The organism is Nonomuraea solani, from assembly GCF_900108335.1.
GTDB lineage: Bacteria > Actinomycetota > Actinomycetes > Streptosporangiales > Streptosporangiaceae > Nonomuraea > Nonomuraea solani.
The window spans coordinates 90,125-108,759 of sequence record NZ_FNVT01000017.1; the positions used below are offsets into that span (position 1 = coordinate 90,125).

The 18,635-nt window shown below is 70.0% G+C and carries 18 protein-coding genes; 14 read left to right on the top strand and 4 right to left on the bottom strand.

The genetic code is table 11. From position 1 onward, the window contains the following. Positions 1–10: 10 nt before the first annotated feature. Positions 11–1,270: an extracellular solute-binding protein gene (locus C4V41_RS43000; RefSeq protein WP_160150580.1), complete on the bottom strand. Its 1,260-nt coding sequence runs from the start codon at positions 1,268–1,270 to the stop codon at positions 11–13. A 273-nt stretch (positions 1,271–1,543) separates the two neighbouring features. On the opposite strand from C4V41_RS43000, the gene C4V41_RS43005 reads away from it, so the two are divergent. From C4V41_RS43005 to C4V41_RS43020, 4 genes are all read left to right on the top strand, one after another. Continuing rightward, positions 1,544–1,807 (top strand): phosphoribosyl-ATP diphosphatase, encoded by a 264-nt coding sequence (locus C4V41_RS43005; RefSeq protein ID WP_103961800.1) that lies wholly within the window; start codon positions 1,544–1,546, stop codon positions 1,805–1,807. 65 nt (positions 1,808–1,872) lie between these two features. Beyond that, the gene (hisG, locus tag C4V41_RS43010) at positions 1,873–2,718 is read left to right on the top strand and encodes an ATP phosphoribosyltransferase (protein ID WP_103961801.1); all 846 of its coding nucleotides are present in this window, start codon (positions 1,873–1,875) and stop codon (positions 2,716–2,718) included. An 85-nt stretch (positions 2,719–2,803) separates the two neighbouring features. Beyond that, positions 2,804–3,346 carry a carbonic anhydrase gene (locus C4V41_RS43015; protein WP_103961802.1) on the top strand — a complete coding sequence of 181 codons (543 nt, stop codon included), beginning with the start codon at positions 2,804–2,806 and terminating at the stop codon, positions 3,344–3,346. A gap of 69 nt (positions 3,347–3,415) precedes the next feature. Continuing rightward, entirely contained in the window at positions 3,416–3,826 is a 411-nt protein-coding gene (locus C4V41_RS43020) for an ATP-binding cassette domain-containing protein (protein ID WP_103961803.1), read from the top strand. Between the two features lie 4 nt (positions 3,827–3,830). Here the strand turns inward: C4V41_RS43020 and C4V41_RS43025 are convergent, their stop codons facing one another. Together C4V41_RS43025 and C4V41_RS43030 are read right to left on the bottom strand one after the other, a co-directional pair. Then, a complete protein-coding gene (locus C4V41_RS43025; protein WP_103961804.1) occupies positions 3,831–5,132 on the bottom strand; it encodes an aminotransferase class V-fold PLP-dependent enzyme in 1,302 nt (433 codons plus the stop codon). 31 nt (positions 5,133–5,163) lie between these two features. Beyond that, positions 5,164–6,222: an EAL domain-containing protein gene (locus C4V41_RS43030; protein WP_103961805.1), complete on the bottom strand. Its 1,059-nt coding sequence runs from the start codon at positions 6,220–6,222 to the stop codon at positions 5,164–5,166. Positions 6,223–6,306: 84 nt separating this feature from the next. Here C4V41_RS43030 and C4V41_RS43035 point away from each other — a divergent pair, with 84 nt between their 5' ends. Next, positions 6,307–6,963: an acVLRF1 family peptidyl-tRNA hydrolase gene (locus C4V41_RS43035; protein ID WP_103961806.1), complete on the top strand. Its 657-nt coding sequence runs from the start codon at positions 6,307–6,309 to the stop codon at positions 6,961–6,963. A 4-nt stretch (positions 6,964–6,967) separates the two neighbouring features. Here the strand turns inward: C4V41_RS43035 and C4V41_RS43040 are convergent, their stop codons facing one another. Next, the gene (locus C4V41_RS43040) at positions 6,968–7,828 is read right to left on the bottom strand and encodes an NAD(P)H-binding protein (RefSeq protein ID WP_235030744.1); all 861 of its coding nucleotides are present in this window, start codon (positions 7,826–7,828) and stop codon (positions 6,968–6,970) included. Positions 7,829–7,910: 82 nt separating this feature from the next. On the opposite strand from C4V41_RS43040, the gene C4V41_RS43045 reads away from it, so the two are divergent. From C4V41_RS43045 to C4V41_RS43085, 9 genes are all read left to right on the top strand, one after another. Continuing rightward, positions 7,911–8,498 (top strand): TetR/AcrR family transcriptional regulator, encoded by a 588-nt coding sequence (locus C4V41_RS43045; protein ID WP_103961939.1) that lies wholly within the window; start codon positions 7,911–7,913, stop codon positions 8,496–8,498. A 142-nt stretch (positions 8,499–8,640) separates the two neighbouring features. Further along, positions 8,641–9,660 carry a LacI family DNA-binding transcriptional regulator gene (locus tag C4V41_RS43050; protein ID WP_103961807.1) on the top strand — a complete coding sequence of 340 codons (1,020 nt, stop codon included), beginning with the start codon at positions 8,641–8,643 and terminating at the stop codon, positions 9,658–9,660. 793 nt (positions 9,661–10,453) lie between these two features. Beyond that, a complete protein-coding gene (locus C4V41_RS43055) occupies positions 10,454–11,110 on the top strand; it encodes a DUF1961 family protein (protein WP_103961808.1) in 657 nt (218 codons plus the stop codon). Between the two features lie 123 nt (positions 11,111–11,233). After that, positions 11,234–11,863: a YesL family protein gene (locus tag C4V41_RS43060; RefSeq protein ID WP_235030745.1), complete on the top strand. Its 630-nt coding sequence runs from the start codon at positions 11,234–11,236 to the stop codon at positions 11,861–11,863. Positions 11,864–11,979: 116 nt separating this feature from the next. Beyond that, positions 11,980–13,413, top strand: coding sequence for an extracellular solute-binding protein (locus tag C4V41_RS43065; RefSeq protein ID WP_103961809.1), 1,434 nt, complete (start codon positions 11,980–11,982; stop codon positions 13,411–13,413). Between the two features lie 116 nt (positions 13,414–13,529). Next, positions 13,530–14,504, top strand: coding sequence for an ABC transporter permease (locus C4V41_RS43070; protein ID WP_103961810.1), 975 nt, complete (start codon positions 13,530–13,532; stop codon positions 14,502–14,504). Positions 14,505–14,516: 12 nt separating this feature from the next. Next, positions 14,517–15,416 carry a carbohydrate ABC transporter permease gene (locus C4V41_RS43075; RefSeq protein WP_103961811.1) on the top strand — a complete coding sequence of 300 codons (900 nt, stop codon included), beginning with the start codon at positions 14,517–14,519 and terminating at the stop codon, positions 15,414–15,416. After that, positions 15,413–16,033, top strand: coding sequence for a rhamnogalacturonan acetylesterase (locus tag C4V41_RS43080; RefSeq protein ID WP_103961812.1), 621 nt, complete (start codon positions 15,413–15,415; stop codon positions 16,031–16,033). Before C4V41_RS43075 ends, C4V41_RS43080 begins: the two co-directional genes overlap by 4 nt. Next, a complete protein-coding gene (locus C4V41_RS43085; protein WP_103961813.1) occupies positions 16,030–18,612 on the top strand; it encodes an exo-rhamnogalacturonan lyase family protein in 2,583 nt (860 codons plus the stop codon). The genes C4V41_RS43080 and C4V41_RS43085 overlap by 4 nt, the downstream gene beginning before the upstream one ends. Positions 18,613–18,635: the final 23 nt, after the last annotated feature.

Genomic DNA, 18,635 nt, shown 5'->3' on the forward strand with positions numbered 1-18,635 from the left:
TCCGCTCCAGCTATCCGGCGTTGCGCTGCATCACCTTGGCCGCCTCGGTCAGCGCGGTCTTGACGTCCGCCTTGCCGAGGATGGCCGACTGGAGCTGCTTGGAGACGTCAGGAGCGCTCTCGTCCCAGCCGGGGCAGCCAGGGGCGGCCTTGCCCGTCTTGATCGACGACTCGAACACCTGGGCCTGGTCCGCCTCGAACGACGAGGAGCCCACCACCTTGTCGGGGCGCGGCGGGATGTAGGGCAGGTTCCGCTTCCTGGCCTCGTCCACGATCGCGGCGATGGCCTCGTCGCCGTACATGAACTTCACGAAGTCCGCGCCCGTCTGCGCGTGCTTGCTGAAGGAGGTCACGCCGATCGCGCGGCCGCCGATGAACGTGGTCGGCCCGGCCGGTCCGGCGGGCAGCGGGGCCATCGCCCACTTGCCCTTCAGCTTCGGCTTGTTGGCGTCGATGCCCTTGGCGATCCAGTTGCCGCCCACCACCATCGCGGTGCCGGTGTCCAGCGCGTCGGACGCCTCCACGCTGGCGGTCGGCGCGCCGTGCTTGCGGTAGAGGTCCACCCAGTACGTCAGCGCCTGCTCGGCCTGCGGGGTGTCGAGCGACGGCTTGCAGTCCGGCGTGTAGAACGTGCCGCCCGCCTGGTAGAGGTAGTTGAAGTAGCCGATCCAGTCGAGGTTGCCCCAGTCCTGGCTGTAGGGCTTCTTGATCCCGGCCGCCTTGAGCTTGGCGATGTGGGCGGTCAGCTCCTCCCAGGTCTTGGGCGGGGCGTCGATGCCGGCCTTCGCCAGCAGATCGGTGCGGTAGTAGAGGGCGAGGGTGGACATGTCCAGCGGCACGCCGTACACCGAGCCGTCGGGAGAGATCGCCGACTCCCACTGGGCGGGCTGAGCCTGGGCCTTGAGCGAGTCGAGGCCGTGCTTGCGCAGGTCCACCATCGCGCCCCTGGCGCCGAACTGGATGGTCCACGTCATGCCCCCGGAGATGACGTCGGGCCCGCTGCGGCTGGTGGCCGCGGCCAGGAGCTTGGCGTAGGCGTCGTCCCACGACAGGGTCTGCACCTTGATCGTCACGGTGGGATGTCTCTGGTGGTAGAGGTCCGCCGCCTTCTGGAAGATCGCCGTCTCGTCGTCTCCGCCCGTGGACCAGAAGGACAGGGTCGCGGGGGCGTTCTTGTCCGCCTGCCGGGTCTGCGTCTGGCCGCTCGTGGCGCAGGCCGCGCTCAGGACCGCCAGCAGGATCGTGCCACCCGCTGCCAACGTTCGTCGCATCGAAGCCGTCCGATCTCTCGCCGCTCGTGCTAGGGATCTCATCACTTAAACGGATAAGTGACAATAGGAGGGCATGTAAGTTTCATCGGGCCTGCGCCGTTATCACCTTGACCTGTAGTGATGGCATGATGGAACGATCCAGGGAATTCGCCGCAGGAGCATCTCCGCTTTCCCGGTTCAGGGGATTCGTCTCGCGTGGCGGACGCGGGGCGGCGTCATCCCCTGGCGCAGACTAGGCTTAACAGGCACGTCAGCCGACCGACGAGAGAGACCATGAAGACCTTCGAAGAGCTGTTCGCCGAGCTGTCAGAGAAGGCCACGACCCGGCCCGCGGGCTCGGGCACCGTGGCCGCGCTCGACGCCGGCGTCCATGCCATCGGCAAGAAGGTCGTCGAGGAGGCCGCCGAGAGCTGGATGGCGGCCGAGCACGAGTCAGACGACAGGGCAGCCGAGGAGATCTCGCAGCTCCTCTACCACGTTCAGGTGCTCATGATCGCCAAGGGCATCGGCCTCGAGCAGGTCTACAAGCATCTCTAGGGCGCCCGGCGCCCGCCACCGCCCACCCTGGAGAAGCAAGAGCGACACAAGAACGAGGACCTGACATGCTGCGTCTGGCAGTACCCAACAAGGGCGCCCTCAGCGAGGCCGCCCAGAGCATGCTCAAAGAGGCCGGCTACCGGTCGCGCAGGGACAGCAAGGAGCTCGTCGTCGTCGACGAGGCCAGCGGCTGCGAGCTGTTCTTCCTGCGCCCCCGCGACATCGCCGTCTACGTCGGCGAGGGCACCCTCGACGTCGGCATCACCGGCAGAGACATGCTGGTCGACTCCGGCGCGCCGGTCGAGGAGATCATGCCGCTCGGCTTCGGCGGCTCCACCTTCCGCCTGGCCGCCGCGGCGGGCACGATGACCTGCGCCGAAGACCTCAACGGCCGGCGCATCGCCACCTCCTACGCCGGGCTGCTCGACAAATACCTCTCCGACCAGGGCGTCGACGCCCGCGTCATCAAGCTCGACGGCGCCGTCGAGACGGCCATCAGGCTCGGCGTGGCCGACGCCGTGGCCGACGTCGTCGAGACCGGCACCACGCTGCGCAACGTGGGCCTGGAGGTGTTCGGCGACCCGATCATGCGCTCGGAGGCCGTGCTGATCAAGCAGCAGAGCGCGCCCGACACCGCCGCCGTCGACCAGCTCGTCCGCCGCATCCAGGGCGTCGTGCACGCCCGCGACTTCGTCATGATGGACTACGACATCCGCGCCGAGCGCATCGAAGAGGCCATCGCGCTCACGCCCGGCATGGAGGGCCCCACCGTCTCGCCGCTGCACCGCGAGGGCTGGGTCGCCGTCCGCGCCATGGTCCGGCGCCAGGGTCACCAGCACGTGATGGATCAGCTCTGGGACATCGGCGCAAGAGCCATCCTGGTCACCGACATCTACGCCTGCCGCCTGTGAGATCTGCCCGCTAGGCCATCGGCCCGGCGGGCATATCGGAACCGTGCGTAACGAACTGGTCGCCTGGCGTGGTGGTGCCCGGCGCATGTGGTCCTTACTCGAGCAGGGCAACCGGCGCTGGGCGGCGGGCAGGTCCCACCGCCCGCACCAGGACCCCCGGCGCAGGAAACAACTCGCGTGGGGCCAGTCCCCGCACGCGGTCGTGCTGTCGTGCATCGACTCCCGGGTGCCGCCCGAGGTCGTGTTCGACGTCGGGCTCGGCGATCTGCTCGTCGTCCGTACGGCGGCGCACACGATCGATTCCCTGATCACCGCCGCGGTCCAGTACGGCCCGCAGGACCTGCGCGCCCGCCTCGTCGTCGTCCTGGGCCACCAACGCTGCGGCGCGGTCACCGCGGCCGCCCGGGCCTTACGCGGGCGGGTCACCCTGCCCGGCGAGCTGCCCCACATCGTCGCGGCACTCGAACCCGCCTACGCCACCTCCAACGGCCAGGTGGAGCCCATGGTCCGCGCCCACATCCGGCGTACCGTCCTGCGCCTCCGGGCCGACCCCCTCCTGTACGGCGCCGCCACCGTGATCGGCGCCTACTACAGCCTCGACACGGGGCTGGTGAGCCGCGTGACCTGACAAATGTCACCGTCAACGCCGGATGGATCGCACTGACCCGGCGCGAAACCCCGTTCTAGCGTTTCTCCCATGAACGCCATCGTGTTCGACCACGTCAGCAAGCACTACGGGGACGTGCTCGCCGTCGACGACCTCTCGCTCACCATCGAGTCCGGCACGACCGTGGCCCTGCTCGGCGCGAACGGCGCCGGCAAGTCCACCGCCATCAACCTGCTCCTCGGCCTGATCACCCCCACCCGGGGCACGGTCGGGGTGCTCGGCCGCACCCCCGGGGCGGCGGTCGGGGCCGGCGAGATGGGCGCCATGCTCCAGCACGGCGCCCTCATCCCCGAGTTGACGGTCAGGGAGCTCGTCGACCCCGCGCGGCTGCACCTGTCGGAGGGCACCGTGCGCAACTACCTGTCGTCGGCCATCCAGAAGACGCACGCCCGCAACCGCATCGAGGCGGTCCAGCGGGCGAGGAGCCAAGGGCGGGTGTAGGGGCCTATTTCAGGCTCTGCACCGCCTTGATCGCCAGGTCCACCTGCTCGGGGCTCGTCACGATGCTCGTGCCGAAGCGCAGCAACGACGGGTTGTACGGCGTCACGCTCGCGATCACCTTCTGCTCGTGCAGCCGGCGTACCGCCTCCAACGGCTGCATGCCCGCCACCGAGCAGCACACCAGCCCCGCCGACAGCTCCGGCGCCGCCGGGGTGGCCAGCGTGATGTGCGGGATCGGGGCCAGCCCCGCCTTGAGCCGGGTGGCCAGCTCCTGCGTGCGCTGCTGCACCCGGTCCTTGCCGATCGCCGTCATGAAGCCGAACGCCTGCGACATCGCCCAGCGGTGCTCGAACGCCTTGTAGCCGCCCGGCGTGACCAGCTCCGCCGTGCTCGCCACCGAGGCCTCCCCGCTCTGCCAGGCGGCGCTCGCGGCCCGGCTGAAGCTGGGCACGATGGGGGCGATCATGTCCCAGTCACTGCCCCACACGATGCCGGTGCCGCGCGGCCCGAACAGCCACTTGTGCGTGCCGCTGGCCAGGAAGTCGCAGCCCAGGTCCGCCACGCCGGAGGCCATCGCGCCGAACCCGTGCACCCCGTCCACGCAGAGCAGCGCCCGGTCCCGCTCGTCGCGGCCCTTGTTCGCCTCGGCCAGCATGTCGGCGATGGCCCGGACCGGCAGGCGGACGCCGGTGCTCGAATGCACCCAGGTGATCGCCACCACCCGCGTCCGCGGCCCGAGCCCCTCCTTGATCGCCGACACCATCCGGTCCTCCGAGGCCCCGGCCGGGTCGTCGTACAGCCTGACCCTGCGCACCTTCGCGCCCGTGCGCTCGGCCAGCAGGCGCAGGCCCTCGTGGGTGGCGAGGAAGTCGTGCTCGGTGGTCAGCACGTCCTGGCCGGGGCGCAGCCTGATGCCCGAGTAGAGCAGGCCCAGGCCCATCGTGGTGCTGTCGGTCAGCGCGATGCCGGCCGGCTCGCCGCCCAGGTAGCGGGCCGCGGCCTCGCGGACGCGCTGGTCGGGCTCGCCGGAGCCGGGCGGGGTGTACTCGGGGTCGGCGTCCAGCGCGTCGCGGTGCGCCCTGATCGTCTCGCGGACCGGCGCGGGCGCGGGGGCCAGCACGAACGCGGCGAACTGGCCGTACGCCGGGTCCAGGGTGAACTGCGCCCTGACGGACGCCCAGTCGGAGGGGTCGAACCTGCCCGGGGCCGGTTTGGCGGGAGCGGGGGCCGCGGTGGAGGTGCACGCGGCCACTCCGGCGAGCATGCCCGCGCCGAGCAGCGCCCTTCTGTTCAGCGGGTGATCCATCCTCCCTTCCTATCCTCGCCGCCGCCCGTTGTCAGCCGCGGATCGCGGCCACCTGCCTGATCAGATCCGATACGCGGACGATGCCCAGGCAGCGGTTCATCTCGTCGGTCACCACCAGGTCGTCGTACACGCGGGTCGCGTCCCGGCCCGCCGCCTGCATGGCGGCGATCGCCGGGGTCGTTCTCGGCACCGTGCGCGGCGGGTCGGCCAGGCGTTGCGCCGGTTTCGAGCCGTGCAGGGCATGGCCGTAGCGGGCCGCGAACGACAGCAGGAAACGGCTGCGGTCCAGGCTGCCCTTGGGCCGCTGGTACTCGTCCACCAGGATCACGCTGGTGATCGTCGGCTCGTGCCCGAACGCCGCCACCACCTCCTCGGCCTTCGCCCCGGCGGGCAGGGTCACGGCCGGGAGCAGCAGTTCCTGGACGCGGGGGCCGAACATGGCCGCGTTGGGGGAGTCGTCGGGGGCCGGGAGCGGGACCCGTACCTTGCCGTCGGGGCCGGGGGCCAGCAGGGGGCCGTGCGCGAGACGTACACCGAGGCCGCGCACCGCCGCCGCCTGGGCCTCGCGCTCCACGCTCGGAGCCAGGACGTGCGCGCCGATGCCGCGCGCCAGCGTCACCACCGCCCGCGCCACCGCGGCCGCGCGGTGGTCGCCGGGAATGCGCGCCACCACGTCGGGGTGCAGCGCCAGGAGGTACGGCGCCGCGTCCGTCACCAGGTCCAGGGCCGCGCCGCCCGAGCCCACGTCGGCGAAGCCGAGCAGGTAGCCGATCGTGCGCAGGCCGTCGAGCCCCACCTTGAGCAGCGGCCGGTCCTGCTCCTGGCACGAGCCGGTGAGCAGCAGGATCGCCTCGCGCGGGTGCCTACCCGCCCTCCTCAGCGCCTCGTGCAGGGGAGCCAGCGCGCCCGCGCCCTGCAGCACCACCCGGATCGGCAGCTCCAGCACCATGGGCAGTGGCGCGGCACGCAGGGCGCCGGTGGGGTCAACGACGGCGGGGTGCGCGATGACGGACCCGCTGTCGAGGTCCACCATGGGACTGGTGAGCAGGGAGGACACGTACAGATGGTGCTCCAGCCACTGGCGTGGCATAAGGCCCACGAAACAGAATTTACCGACATTTCGGCTTAGGTTCCCTGCCGCCGAGCTGTTCGGCGGTCGGTTAGCCTTCGGAACATGAGCGCGCGTCCGGCAAGGGGTGGCGGCCGGTGGGTCACGGTGCCGCCGGAGCGCCTGCATCCGTGGATCGACGGGTTCGCCGGCCGGCACGGGCCCTTCTCCACCTCGGGGGACGAGCGGGTGGTGCGGCTGCTGGCCGCCGACGGGGCGCTGGCCGAGCTGCACGTGCCCTTCCCGCCCATGACGCCGCCGGGGCCGCCGCACGTGACCCGGTTCGTGGCGCACGCCGGTGCCGAGCGGCGGGTGGGGGTGTTCCTGGTGCGGCTCGGCGGCTACGCGGCCGGCGTCTTCCAGGGGGCCTCGCTGGTGGCGTCCAAGGTGGGGTCGCGGCTGGTGCAGGGGCGTACGGCGGCGGGCGGGTGGTCGCAGCAGCGCTTCGCCAGGCGGCGGCGCAACCAGGCGGCTCAGGCGTTCGACGACGCGGTGGAGACGGCGGTGCGGGTGCTGGGGCCGCATCTGGGGGAGCTGGACGGGATGCTGCTCGGCGGGGACCGGCGGGCGGTGGACGCCCTGCGGCCCGATCGGCGGCTGGCGCCGCTGCTGGCGCTGGAGACCGAGCCGTTCCTGGTGGTGCCCGACCCCAGGCTGGCGGTGCTGCGCGACACGCCCGCGCTGTTCCGTGCGGTACGCGTCCGCGTGATCGATCCGGAGTGAGCCTTCAGCCCGCGCTTTTGTGATCGGCCTCGTCGGTCTTGTCGGTCTTGTGGTCGGCGAGGAAGGTGGACAGGGAGCGGGGCGGGCGGCCGGTCAGATCCTCCACCGTCGTCGTGATCTCCGCCCAACTGCCGTCTCCCCTCTCGCCCATCTCGGCCATGAGGGCGGCCAGTTCGGCGGCGTGCGCCTGGGGGATGCCCTGGCGTTCTTCGAGATGCGCGGCCATCTCCGGGAGGGGCAGGTTCACGTAGCGGGCCGGGCGGCCGAGGGCCTTGCCGATCTCCTCGGCCACGCGGTCGTGCGACAGGGACTCGGGGCCCGTGAGCACGAGGTCGCGGTCGGGGCCGACGGGGGCGGTGAGCAGGGCGGCGGCCACCTCGGCGATGTCCCTGGCGTCGATGTAGTTGATCGGGGCGGAGCCGTACGAGCCGTACATGGTGCCGTCCTGGAAGTCGCGCGGCAGGTTCTGCATGAAGCCGCTCGGCTGCAGGATCGTCCAGGGCACGCCCGACTTCCTGAGATGGGCGTCCACCCGGCCGTGCACGCCCATGCCGAGTCTGGCGCCGGGGGCCGCGTCGCGTACCGACACCGCGACGATCTGCGCGACCCCCGCCTGGGCGGCCAGGTCGATGACGGCACGGTGCGCGTCGGCGAAGCCCGGCCAGAGCGAGCTGTTCAGGAACAGGCGGTCGCCGGGGGACAGGAGCGCGCCGATGGTCTCGGGGCGGTCGAAGTCGGCGAGCGCGTACGGACCGCCCAGATCTTCGGCCGGCCGGCGGACGACGGCGAGGACGTCGCGTTCGCGCAGCCGCCGGACGAGCGCGCGGCCGATGGACCCGGTGGCACCGGTGACGACGATCATCATGACCTCCATAAGTGGAATCTCGGATTCCGGTTGCCGCGACGGTACACTAAGCGGAATCTAGTCGTCCACTTTGGAGTCGTACGTGCGCGCGGATGCCAGGCGGAATCTGGACAAGATCGTCGAGGCGGCCGCTGAGGTCGTCGCCGAGCGCGGCGTCAACGCGCCCATGGAGGCCATCGCCAGGCGGGCGGGCGTCGGCGTCGGCACGCTCTACCGCCGCTTCCCCGACCGTGACGCCCTGCTCGAAGCCGTCGGCGGGCACTACATCCACACGATGGCCGACACGCTCGACGCGGTCGCCGGCAGTGGCGCCGACGCCTGGAGCGCGATCTGGGACTTCGTGTCCTGGGCCGCCGAGCCGGGCCGCGCCGCGCTGGCCACCGCCCTCGCCGTGCTGCCGACGGAGGCGTTGACGAACCGGGCCGAGTTCGCGCGGGTGCGGGCGGGGTGGGTGGAGCGGTTCGACGAGCTCGTACGCCGGGCGCAGGCCGAAGGCTCGATGCGGGCCGACGTCGGCGTCGAGGACCTCGTCCACCTGCTGAACGTCTTCACCTGTCACCCCGACCGGCTGCCCGCGCCGGTGGCCGCCGACCCGGTCCGATACCTGCGGCTGATGCTCGACGGAATGAAGGCCGGCGCCGCCACGCCGCCACCCGATGCCGGAGTGTGACCGCCTCGCGTCGTTGAGACGATTCAAAAGAATCTTGAATGCCGCTATGATGAGCCGAGTTCTAGGTGGAACCGCGCTCTGCGGTCCATGTCAAGTTGCGGGTTTCTGCAGTTCAGGCAGCAGCACGGCCTCGTGAGGATCGATGGCGACCAGGAACATCAAGGAGGTCGCGCAGCTTGCGCGCGTCTCGGTGGGCACGGTGAGCAATGTGCTCAACCGCCCGGAGATCGTGTCCCCCGCCACACGCGAACGCGTCTTCGAAGCGATCAAGAAACTGGGCTTCGTCCGTAACGAGGTGGCTCGCCACCTGCGGGTGGGGCGCAGCCGGACGGTCGGGCTCGTCGTGCTCGACGTGTCCAACCCGTTCTTCGTGGACGTCGCCCAGGGCGCCGAATCGGTGGCCGACGAGCACGACTCGATGGTGGTGCTCTGCAACAGCGCCGGCGACACCGGCCGCGAGCGCCGCCACCTCGACCAGCTCGAACAGCAGCGGGTGATGGGAATACTGATCACCCCGGTGGAGATGGAAAGCCCCTGGCTGGAGGAACTGGCCGCGCGCGGCACCCCGGTGGTGCTGGTCGACAGCCCGGCGACCGGGCTGCAGTGCTCGGTGGCCGTGGACGACCGGCTCGGCGGGCAGATCGCGGGCGCCCACCTGATTGAACGGGGGCACCGGCGCATCATGTTTGTCGGGGGGCCGCCGTCCATCAAACAGGTGGCCGACCGGCACGCGGGCGTCACCAGCGCCGTCGCGGCCGCGGACGGGGCCGTTGAACTGCTCACCTCCACGGCGCCCACGCTGACGGTGGCGGAGGGGCGGGCGATCGGGGAACGGGTGGCGGCTCTGCCCGCCGACGAACGCCCCACGGCGGCCTTCTGCGCCAACGACATGATGGCGCTGGGCTTCTTACAGGCGATGGCGTCACGGGGCCTCAGGGTGCCCGATGACCTGGCCATCATCGGATACGACGACATCGACTTCGCCGCCGCGGCCGCCGTGCCGCTGTCGTCCATACGGCAGCCTCGGGAACTGCTGGGGCGGACGGCGATCGACCTGTTGCTGGAGGAGGTGGCCGAGCCTGAACAGCACCGGCACAGACAGGTCATCTTCCAGCCTGACCTGGTAATACGAGAGTCGAGCGCTCTCCGCCGCAACCCCTGACTCGCGCGGGCGGCATTTCAGGATATGCCTCACCGACGCGCCCAGAGTGCCCTGGGATCGGTGCGGCCCGCCGCCCGGCTGGGTCGCCGTACACGTTGCGCCGGGCCCCTCCGTCCACCGACTCACCGACGCGGCGCGCCCAGGCTGACCTGCGGGTTCGGGGGTGTGTGCCCCGGCCGGGTTCGCCCCGGGAGGCGCGCCCGGGCTGATCTGCGGGTTCGGGCTGTGGGCCCTGGCCAGGCTCGCCCCGAGAGGCGCGCCACTCCGAAGGTGCGCCACCTCAGGAGGTGCGCCACCTCAGGAGGTGCGCCGCTCTGGGGGAGGGTGCGCTCGCCCCGGAGGTGCGCTCTCTGGGGGCGTGGCTCGGCGGTGTGCCCTGCTCGGCTGGGGGTGTGCTGAGCCGTATGGACGGTGATGTGGCTGCGGCCCGCTTGCCAGGCTGGTCGCCGCACGCGTTGCGCCGGGCCCCTCCGTTCACCGTCTCGCCGACGCGGCGCGCCTAAGGTGAGCTGCGGGGTTCGGGGCGTGCGCCTTGCCGGGCCCCTCGGGAGGTGGGCCCCTCGGGAGGTGGGCCGTTCCGGGAGGGGGGCCGTTCCGGGAGGGGGGCCGTTCCGGGAGGTGGGCCGTTCCGGGAGGGGGGCCGCCCCGGAGGTGGGCCGCCGGAGTCGCGCGCTCGCCCCGGAGGGGTGTGCCTGGTCGGGGCTGGGTCTGGCGGTGGTTCCAAGCCGTCGCGGCCGGTTTGTGTCTTCATTCGTCCGACAACCCATTCATGTGATCGCCGAAGGAGTCATCCATGTCCGAGATCTACAACAACCCCCTGGCCACCCCCGATGACCTGGCCGGATTCCGGATGGAGGGGGATGGGGCCGTGTCGTTCACCCAAGGGCGCATGCGGCTGGAGAGCCTCAGGCCCGCCTCCGACGGGCAGGCGGCCAACGTCGTGCTCTGGTGCCCCGAGGAGTTCCCCGCCGACATACGGATCGAGTGGGACTTCTGGCCCGTCAGGGAGCCGGGGCTGGCCATCATGTTCTTCCACGCCCGGGGCCGCGACGGCGAAGACCTGTTCGATCCGCGCCTGACCCCGCGCAACGGCCCCTACGAGCAGTACCACCACGGCGACATCGACGCCTACCACGTCTCCTATTTCCGCCGCATGTGGGCCTCAGAGCGCGCCCTGCACACCTGCAACCTGCGCAAGAGCCACGGGTTCCACCTGGTCGCGCAGGGTGCCGACCCGTTGCCGGCGGTGCTGGACGCCGACGGGCCCTATGCGATCCGGCTGGACGTCAAGGGGGGCGAGGTCACGTTCTCAATCAACGATTTGGTCTCGTTCAGGTGGCAGGATGACGGCTCCGTCGGCGGTTCCGCCCTGGCAGGAGGCAAGATCGGGTTTCGGCAGATGGCACCGCTGATCGGAGAGTACGGAAATCTCCGGGTATCTCGTCATTGACTTTGAGTCGATTCAACACTAATTTCGCACCAACCGCCGTTCACTCGCTTGTAACTGGGCAGGAACCACGGTGCAATACTCCACCCCCGTATCCGTGCACGTGCCACGAGAAGGTGGTGCCGGATGAACCATCCCGCCATGTCGATCAGGATCCAAGCTGCCTGCTCAGAGCTCATCTGGGTGGTCCAGCTGAACCTGATGTGGCTCGTGTTCACCCTCGCAGGAGGAGTGATCCTCGGGCTCGGGCCCGCCACCGTCGCCGCCTACACCCTGGCTCGGCGGCATGCCCGAAATGAAACGTTTCAGGCTTGGAGCGAATTCTGGACCGTCTACCGACGGGAGTTCGTCCGGGCCTCGTTGCTGGTCCTGCCGGCGGCGCTGGTCGCCACCGTGCTGGTCGGCAACTACCTGTATTTCTCCGCTCTCGGGCCCAGCATGGGAGCGTTGCGGATCGCGACTTTCGTGGCCCTCATCGCACTGGCGGGTGTGGGGGCGCACGTAGGGCCGCTCTACGCGCACTACGATCTGCCGCTCTGGGCGTACTGGCCCAAAGCATCCCAGCTAGCGATTTTTCGCCCGGCCTCGTCCGTGGTGTTGCTGCTAGCGCTCTCAGCCATCGCCTTCGCGACCTCGGTGGCGCCCATCCTGGCGCCGATGATCAGCTTCGGCGCGTGGATCTATCTCAACACGTGGCTCTGCCTGCGCTTCTTCCAGGAGAACGAGGCGCGCCTGCATTCGAAAGGGAACTCATGAGCGCATCCCGCCGCCGGCGGCTCCTTGCCGGTGTGTTAACGCTAACGGCTGCTCTCACCGCCTCGGCCTGCTCCGGTGGTGACGCGCCCGCCGCTGACCCGAACACGCTGACGATCATGACGAAGCTGTTCGGGCCCGCTCCCGACCCGAAGGGTGAGATGCAGCAGGCGGTCGAGAAGTTCCTCGGCAAGAAGCTGCAGATCACCTGGGTTCCCAACGCCGAGTACGCCGACAAGGTCAACGTCACGCTCGCCTCGGGCAACGTGCCGCAGGTCGTGGTCGTGGACCCGCACGGCCCGGCGTTCGTCAAGGCCGCACAGGCCGGGGCGTTCTGGGACCTGACCGACAAGCTGGCCAAGTACCCGAGCCTGAAGCCGGTGGACGAGCGCCGCGTGCTCAACGCCTCCATCAACGGCAAGTCCTACGCCATCCCCCGGATGCGGCCCATGCTGCGTTCGGCGGTCATGATCCGCAAGGACTGGCTGGACAAGCTCGGCCTGAAGCTGCCCGAGACCGTCGACGACCTCTACAACATCGCCGAGGCCTTCACCGAGAAGGACCCCGACGGCAACGGCAAGAAGGACACCTACGGCCTGATCATCCCGAAGTGGCCGGGCAAGTACGCCAGCGCCAGCCCCTATGACACGCTCGAGACCTGGTTCGGCGCCCCGAACCAGTGGGGCGAGCGCAACGGCAAGCTGGTTCCCGGCTTCGACACCCCCGAGTTCCTCGAGGCCAACAAGTTCCTCAAGAAGATGATCGACGGGGGCATGGTCAACCCGGACTTCGCCAGCTACGACACGGCCAAGTGGGACGACCCGTTCTTCCAGGGCAAGGGCGGCATCATCATCGACGTGAACGTCCGCGCCAGGGCGCTGCTCGACAAGTTCAGGGACAACGGCGACAAGGACTACGGCGACAAGGTCGCCATGGTCGGCAACCTCAAGCGCGCCGACGGCAAGAAGTTCTCCCTGCCGTTCACCGGCTACAACGACGCCATCGCCATCTCCAAGCAGAACGTGCGGACCGAGCAGGACCTGGACAACGTCCTGAAGGTGCTGGACAAGCTGGGCACCAAGGAGGGGCAGATCCTGGTCCAGAACGGCATCGAGGGCCGCAACTTCAAGGCCGATGGCGACACCGCCGCGCTGATCAACGAGGACGACCCCGCGGTCCGGGTCGTCCAGGACAACGTCGACCAGGCCTTCACCCAGCTCGGATTCCAGGGCGACACGACGTACGGCGGCCTCGCCTATGCGCGCACGCCGTCCGGTCAGGCGTACAAGGACATCATCAAGCTGGGCCTGGACCTGATGAACGAGGACCTCAAGACGGCCGTGTTCAACCCGGCGCTGCCCGTGGTCTCGCCCACGGCCGTCTCCAAGGGCGCGCAGCTCGACGACATCATTCCCGACGCCCGGATCAAGTTCCTGTCGGGTGAGATGACCGAAGAGCAGCTGAAGGGCGAGATCAAGCGCTGGTACGACGCCGGCGGCACGCAGGTCGCCGCCGAGATCAACGACCTGGTCTCCAAGCTCGGCACCAACTGACCCCGCCGTGAGGGCCCGGGCCGCCGCCCGGGTCCTCACAGCCGACAGGAAACCCGCCGGCCCGCAGCTCACGAGCGCGGTCCGTCCGGCGGGTTTCTTTAGGAAAGGAGGCCGTTGTGGCCACCGACCTGGCGCCGCCTCCATCGGCGGCGGCGGCCAAGACCGCCCGCCGCCGCAGGAAGCCGGGACTGGGCGCGTCTCTGGCGCGCTACAAATGGCTGTACCTGATGATCCTGCCGGGCGTCATCTACTTCGCGCTGTTCAAGTACCTCCCGATGTACGGCATCACCATCGCCTTCCAGGACTTCGTGCCGTACCTGGGGTACTCCGGAAGCCCCTGGGTGGGCTTCAAGAACTTCGAGGATCTGTTCGCCGGCCCCGACTTCGGCCGGCTGATGTTCAACACGCTGTTCCTCGCGCTGCTGACCGTGGTCTTCATCTTCCCCGCGCCGATCGTCATCGCGCTGCTGCTGAACGAGCTGCGGGTCAACATTCTCAAGCGCTCGGTCCAGTCGGTGATGTACATCCCGCACTTCCTGTCCTGGACGATCGTCGCGTCGCTGACGTACCTGTTGTTCTCGGCCGACTACGGGGTGGTCGCCGGGTGGATCCGCGACGTGCTCGGGGACACCGCGAAGATCGACTACGTGGCGCAGGAGGACTGGTTCCGTCCGCTGATCATCCTGCAGCAGCTGTGGAAGCTGACCGGCTGGGGCACGATCATCTACCTGGCCGCGCTGGCCGGCGTGGACCCGCAGTTGTACGAGGCCGCGCGCATGGACGGCGCGGGACGTTTCCGCCAGCTCTGGCACGTCACGCTTCCCGCGATCCGCCCCACGATCGTCGTCATGGCCATCCTGACCTCGGGCAACCTGCTGGACACCGGCTTCGAGCAGATCTGGCTCATGACCACCTCGCTGAACCGCTCGGTGGCCGACGTGTTCGACACCTACGTCTACTACACCGGTATCACCCAGAGCGCCATCAGCTACTCCACCGCCGTCGGCCTGTTCAAGGGCGTCGTCGGCTGCATTCTGATCTTCGGCTCCAACTGGCTGGCCAAGCGCCTCGGCCAGCGTGGACTGCTCTAGGGAGCCCCGGCAATGTCGACCAAGACAAAGAAGAAGCTGAGCAGCGAGTACGACACGCTCGGCAGCCGCGTCTTCGACACCGTCAACATCATCGTGCTCGTCGGCCTGGCACTGATCACGGTGCTGCCGCTGCTGTACGTGCTGGCGGGGTCCTTCGCGAGCGAGTCGGAGATCGCCTCGCGGCCGTTCTTCCTGTGGCCGGAGAATTTCGTCACGGACACGTACGCGTTCATCTTCTCCACCCCCACCTTCGTCCGCGCGCTTCTCACGACCGTCGTCGTGACGGCGGTCGGCACGGTGGTGCAACTGGTGCTGACGTTCACCATGGCGTACCCGCTGGCCAAGCGGTACCTGCCGGGCCGGACGCTGATCCTCAACCTGGTGATCTTCACGCTGGTCTTCTCCGGCGGCATGATCCCCACCTACCTGGTGGTGCGCGACCTGGGCCTGCTGGACGGCTACTGGGCGCTGATCCTGCCGCTGGCGATCAACCCGTTCTATCTGATCATCGTGAAGAGTTTCTTCCAGGAGCTGCCGCAGGCGTTGGAGGAGGCGGCACGCATCGACGGCTGCAACGAGATGGGGGTCTTCTTCAAGATCGTCCTTCCTCTGTCCAAGCCGATCATCGCGACGTTCTCGTTGTTCTACGCGGTGGCCATCTGGAACGACTACATGTCACCACTGCTGTACATCACCGACCCCGGCAAGTGGACCCTGCAGATGCTGGTGCGCCAGCTGACCAGCGCCGACCAGGCCGACGCGCTGGCGAACATGGACAGGACGTTCGTGCCGCCCGAGCAAGGGCTGAAGTTCGCGATCGTGGTGATCGCGACGCTGCCGATCCTGTTCTTCTACCCGTTCCTGCAGAAGCACTTCACCAAGGGCGTGCTGCTCGGCGGTGTCAAGGAGTGACCCGCACGGTCCTGCTGGCCGGGGACTCGACGGTCGCGTCCTGCCCGGCCTTCGAGGCGCCGATGTCGGGGTGGGGAGCGCAGCTCGGGCCGTACGCCGGCGGCCCGGTGCGCAACTTCGCCAAGGGCGGCGCCACCACGGCCGGCCACCGGGCGGAAGGGCTGTGGGCGGCGCTCGTCCGCGAGATCACGCCGGGCGACGTCGTGGTGATCCAGTTCGGGCACAACGACCAGAAGGAGCCCGGCCTGCCCTACCGCGACAACCTGCGCGCCTTCGCCGAGGAGGCGCGCGGGGCCGGCGCGCTGGCGGTGCTGTGCACGCCGGTGCAGCGGCGCAGGTTCGATGGCGGGCGGCTGGTCCCGACCCACGGTGACTATCCCGACCAGGTGCGCGACCTGGCCGCCGCCGAGGGCGTACCGCTGATCGACCTGACCGCCGCCACCACCGAGCTGTACGAACGGTTCGGCCCCGAGGGCTCGAAGGCCCTGTTCACGCACTTCCCGCCCGGCGTCCACCCCCTCTATCCGGACGGCGTGGCCGACGACACCCACTTCTGTTTCCGCGGCGCCGACGAGGTGGCCGCGATCGTCGCCGAGCGACTCAAGGAGTTCGCATGACAGTTCTGCGCTGGCTGGACCGACCGGGTGAGGAGGGCGTGACCTGGGGAGTCCCGTGGCCGCGTGGCGCGGTCGAGCGGGACGCCCCGTTCGCGCTGGCCGACGCCGACGGGCGGGAGGTGCCCGTGCAGAGCTGGGTGACCGCGACCTGGCCCGACGGCTCGGTCAAGTGGTCGGCCCACGCGATCGGGGCCAGGCCCGCGACGCTGGCGTACCGGCTGGAGCCCGGACGTGAGCCCGCGGCGGCGGAGCGCGTCGCCACGGTCGCGCGCGAGGACGGCCTGCTGCGCGTGAGCACCGGTGTGGTCACGTGGGTCATCGAGGAGTCGGGGAACACGCTGGCCCGGTCGATCTCGCGCGGGAGCCGCGAGATCGCCAGGGACGTGCGCCTGGTCAGCCTGCGCCAGAGCGAGCCCACCCCCGACGAGGGCGGCGGCGTGCCCCGCGAGCAGACGACGGGAACCGTCGAGAGCGTAACCGTCGAGCAGGACGGCCCCCTCCGCGCCGTGGTGCGCCTGGAGGGCCGGCACGGCGACTGGCTGCCGTTCACCGTGCGCCTGTACTTCTACGCCGGCGCCGAGCACGTGCGGATCATGCACACGTTCGTCTGGGACGGCGACCCCGAGCGCGACTTCCTCGCCGGGCTCGGCCTGCGGGCCGACGTGGTCATGCGCGACGAGCTCCACGACCGGCACGTGCGCCTGGCCGGCGACGGCGGGTTCCTGACGGAGGCCGTACGCGGGCTGACCGGCCTGCGCCTCGACCCCGGCGAGTCCGCCCGCCGCAACCAGGTCGAGGGCCGCCCGGCCGGAGAGCTCGACCCGGCCGTCGCCTCCCGCCTGCACCTCATCCCCGCCTGGAACGACCACACCCTCGACCAGGGCTCCGCCGATGGCTTCACGCTGCGCAAACGCACCGCCGAGGGCCACTCCTGGGTGACGATCCCGGCCGGCACCCGCTCCACCGGGTACGGCTACGTCGGCGGCGTGAGCGGCGGCCTCGGCTTCGGCCTGCGTGACTTCTGGCGGCTGCACCCCACCCGCCTCGACGTCAGGAACGCGGCCACCGATCTCGCCACCGCCACCATCTGGCTGTGGTCGCCGTCCGCGCCGGCCATGGACCTGCGCTTCTACCACGACGGCATGGGCCAGGACACCTTCGCCGAGCAGCTGGAGGGCCTGGAGGTCACGTACGAGGACTACGAGCCAGGCTTCGGCGACGCCCACGGCGTGGCGCGTACGCACGAGCTGACCCTGCGCGCCTGCGCCGCCACGCCCGCCGCGGCCGCGCTGGCCGCGCACGCCGCCGCCATGAACGAGCCCGCCCTGCTGGCCGCCGCCCCCGAGCGGGTGCGCGAGGCCGGCGTGTTCGGCGTCTGGGAGCTGCCCGACCGCTCCACGCCCGCCCACGCCGCGATCGAGGACCGGCTGGACTTCCTGTTCGACCTGTACGTCCGCGAGCGCGAGCAGCGCCGCTGGTACGGGTTCTGGGACTACGGCGACGTCATGCACACCTACGACCAGGACCGGCACACCTGGCGCTACGACATCGGCGGCTACGCCTGGGACAACTCGGAGCTGTCGCCCGACCTGTGGCTGTGGCTGCAGTATCTGCGCACGGGCCGGGCCGACGTCTTCCGCTTCGCCGAGGCCATGACCCGCCACACCGGCGAGGTCGACGTCTATCACCTCGGCCGCTGGAAGGGCCTGGGCACCCGGCACAACGTGCAGCACTGGGGCTGCAGTTGCAAACAGCTGCGCATCTCCAACGCCGCCTACCGGCGCTTTTACCACTACCTGACGGCCGACGAGCGCACCGGCGACCTCATGGACGAGCTCAGCAGGCCCGAGGAGACGTTCGTGGTGATCGATCCCACGCGCAAGGTGCGCGAGGACGTCTACACCCCGGACCCCTCGGCCCTGTCGGTCGGCCTCGGCACCGACTGGGGCTCGCTGGCGGCGGCCTGGCTCACCCGGTGGGAGCGGCACGGGGACGAGCGGGCCAGAGACCGGTTGCTGGGCACGATGGCCGACATCGGGGCGCTGCCGCGCGGCTTCCTGACCGGCGAGGGCCGGCTGGACCTGGAGAGCGGGCGTTTCGACACCTCCCGTGACCAGATCTCCGTGTCGCACCTGTCGTCGCTGTTCGGGCTGCCGGAGATGTGCGCGGAGCTGATCGGGCTTGGCCTGGACGTGCCCGGCTTCGAGCGGGCGTGGCTGGACTACTGCCGCCTCTACCTGGCCACTCCCGAGCAGCAGGAGGCGGAGGTGGGACGGCCGCTGAGCGGGATCTCCCTGATCCAGGCGCACAGCAGGCTGACGGCGTACGCGGCCGCCCGCACCGGCGACGCCGAACTGGCCGCCTGGGCGTGGCGCAAGTTCACCTACGACGAGGGCGACCAGCTCAACAAGAACGCGCTGCAGCGTCAGCGGGACTGGCACCTGACCCTGGTGGACGGCCCCGGCGTGCTCCATCCCGTGCACGAGGCGCCGTTCGTGAGCACCAACGGAGCCGCCCAGTACGGCCTGGCCGCCATCCACAATCTGGCCCTGATCGGCAAGCACCTGGCGGAGCGTTAAGCAGAGGTGGGAGCCCCTCCGGG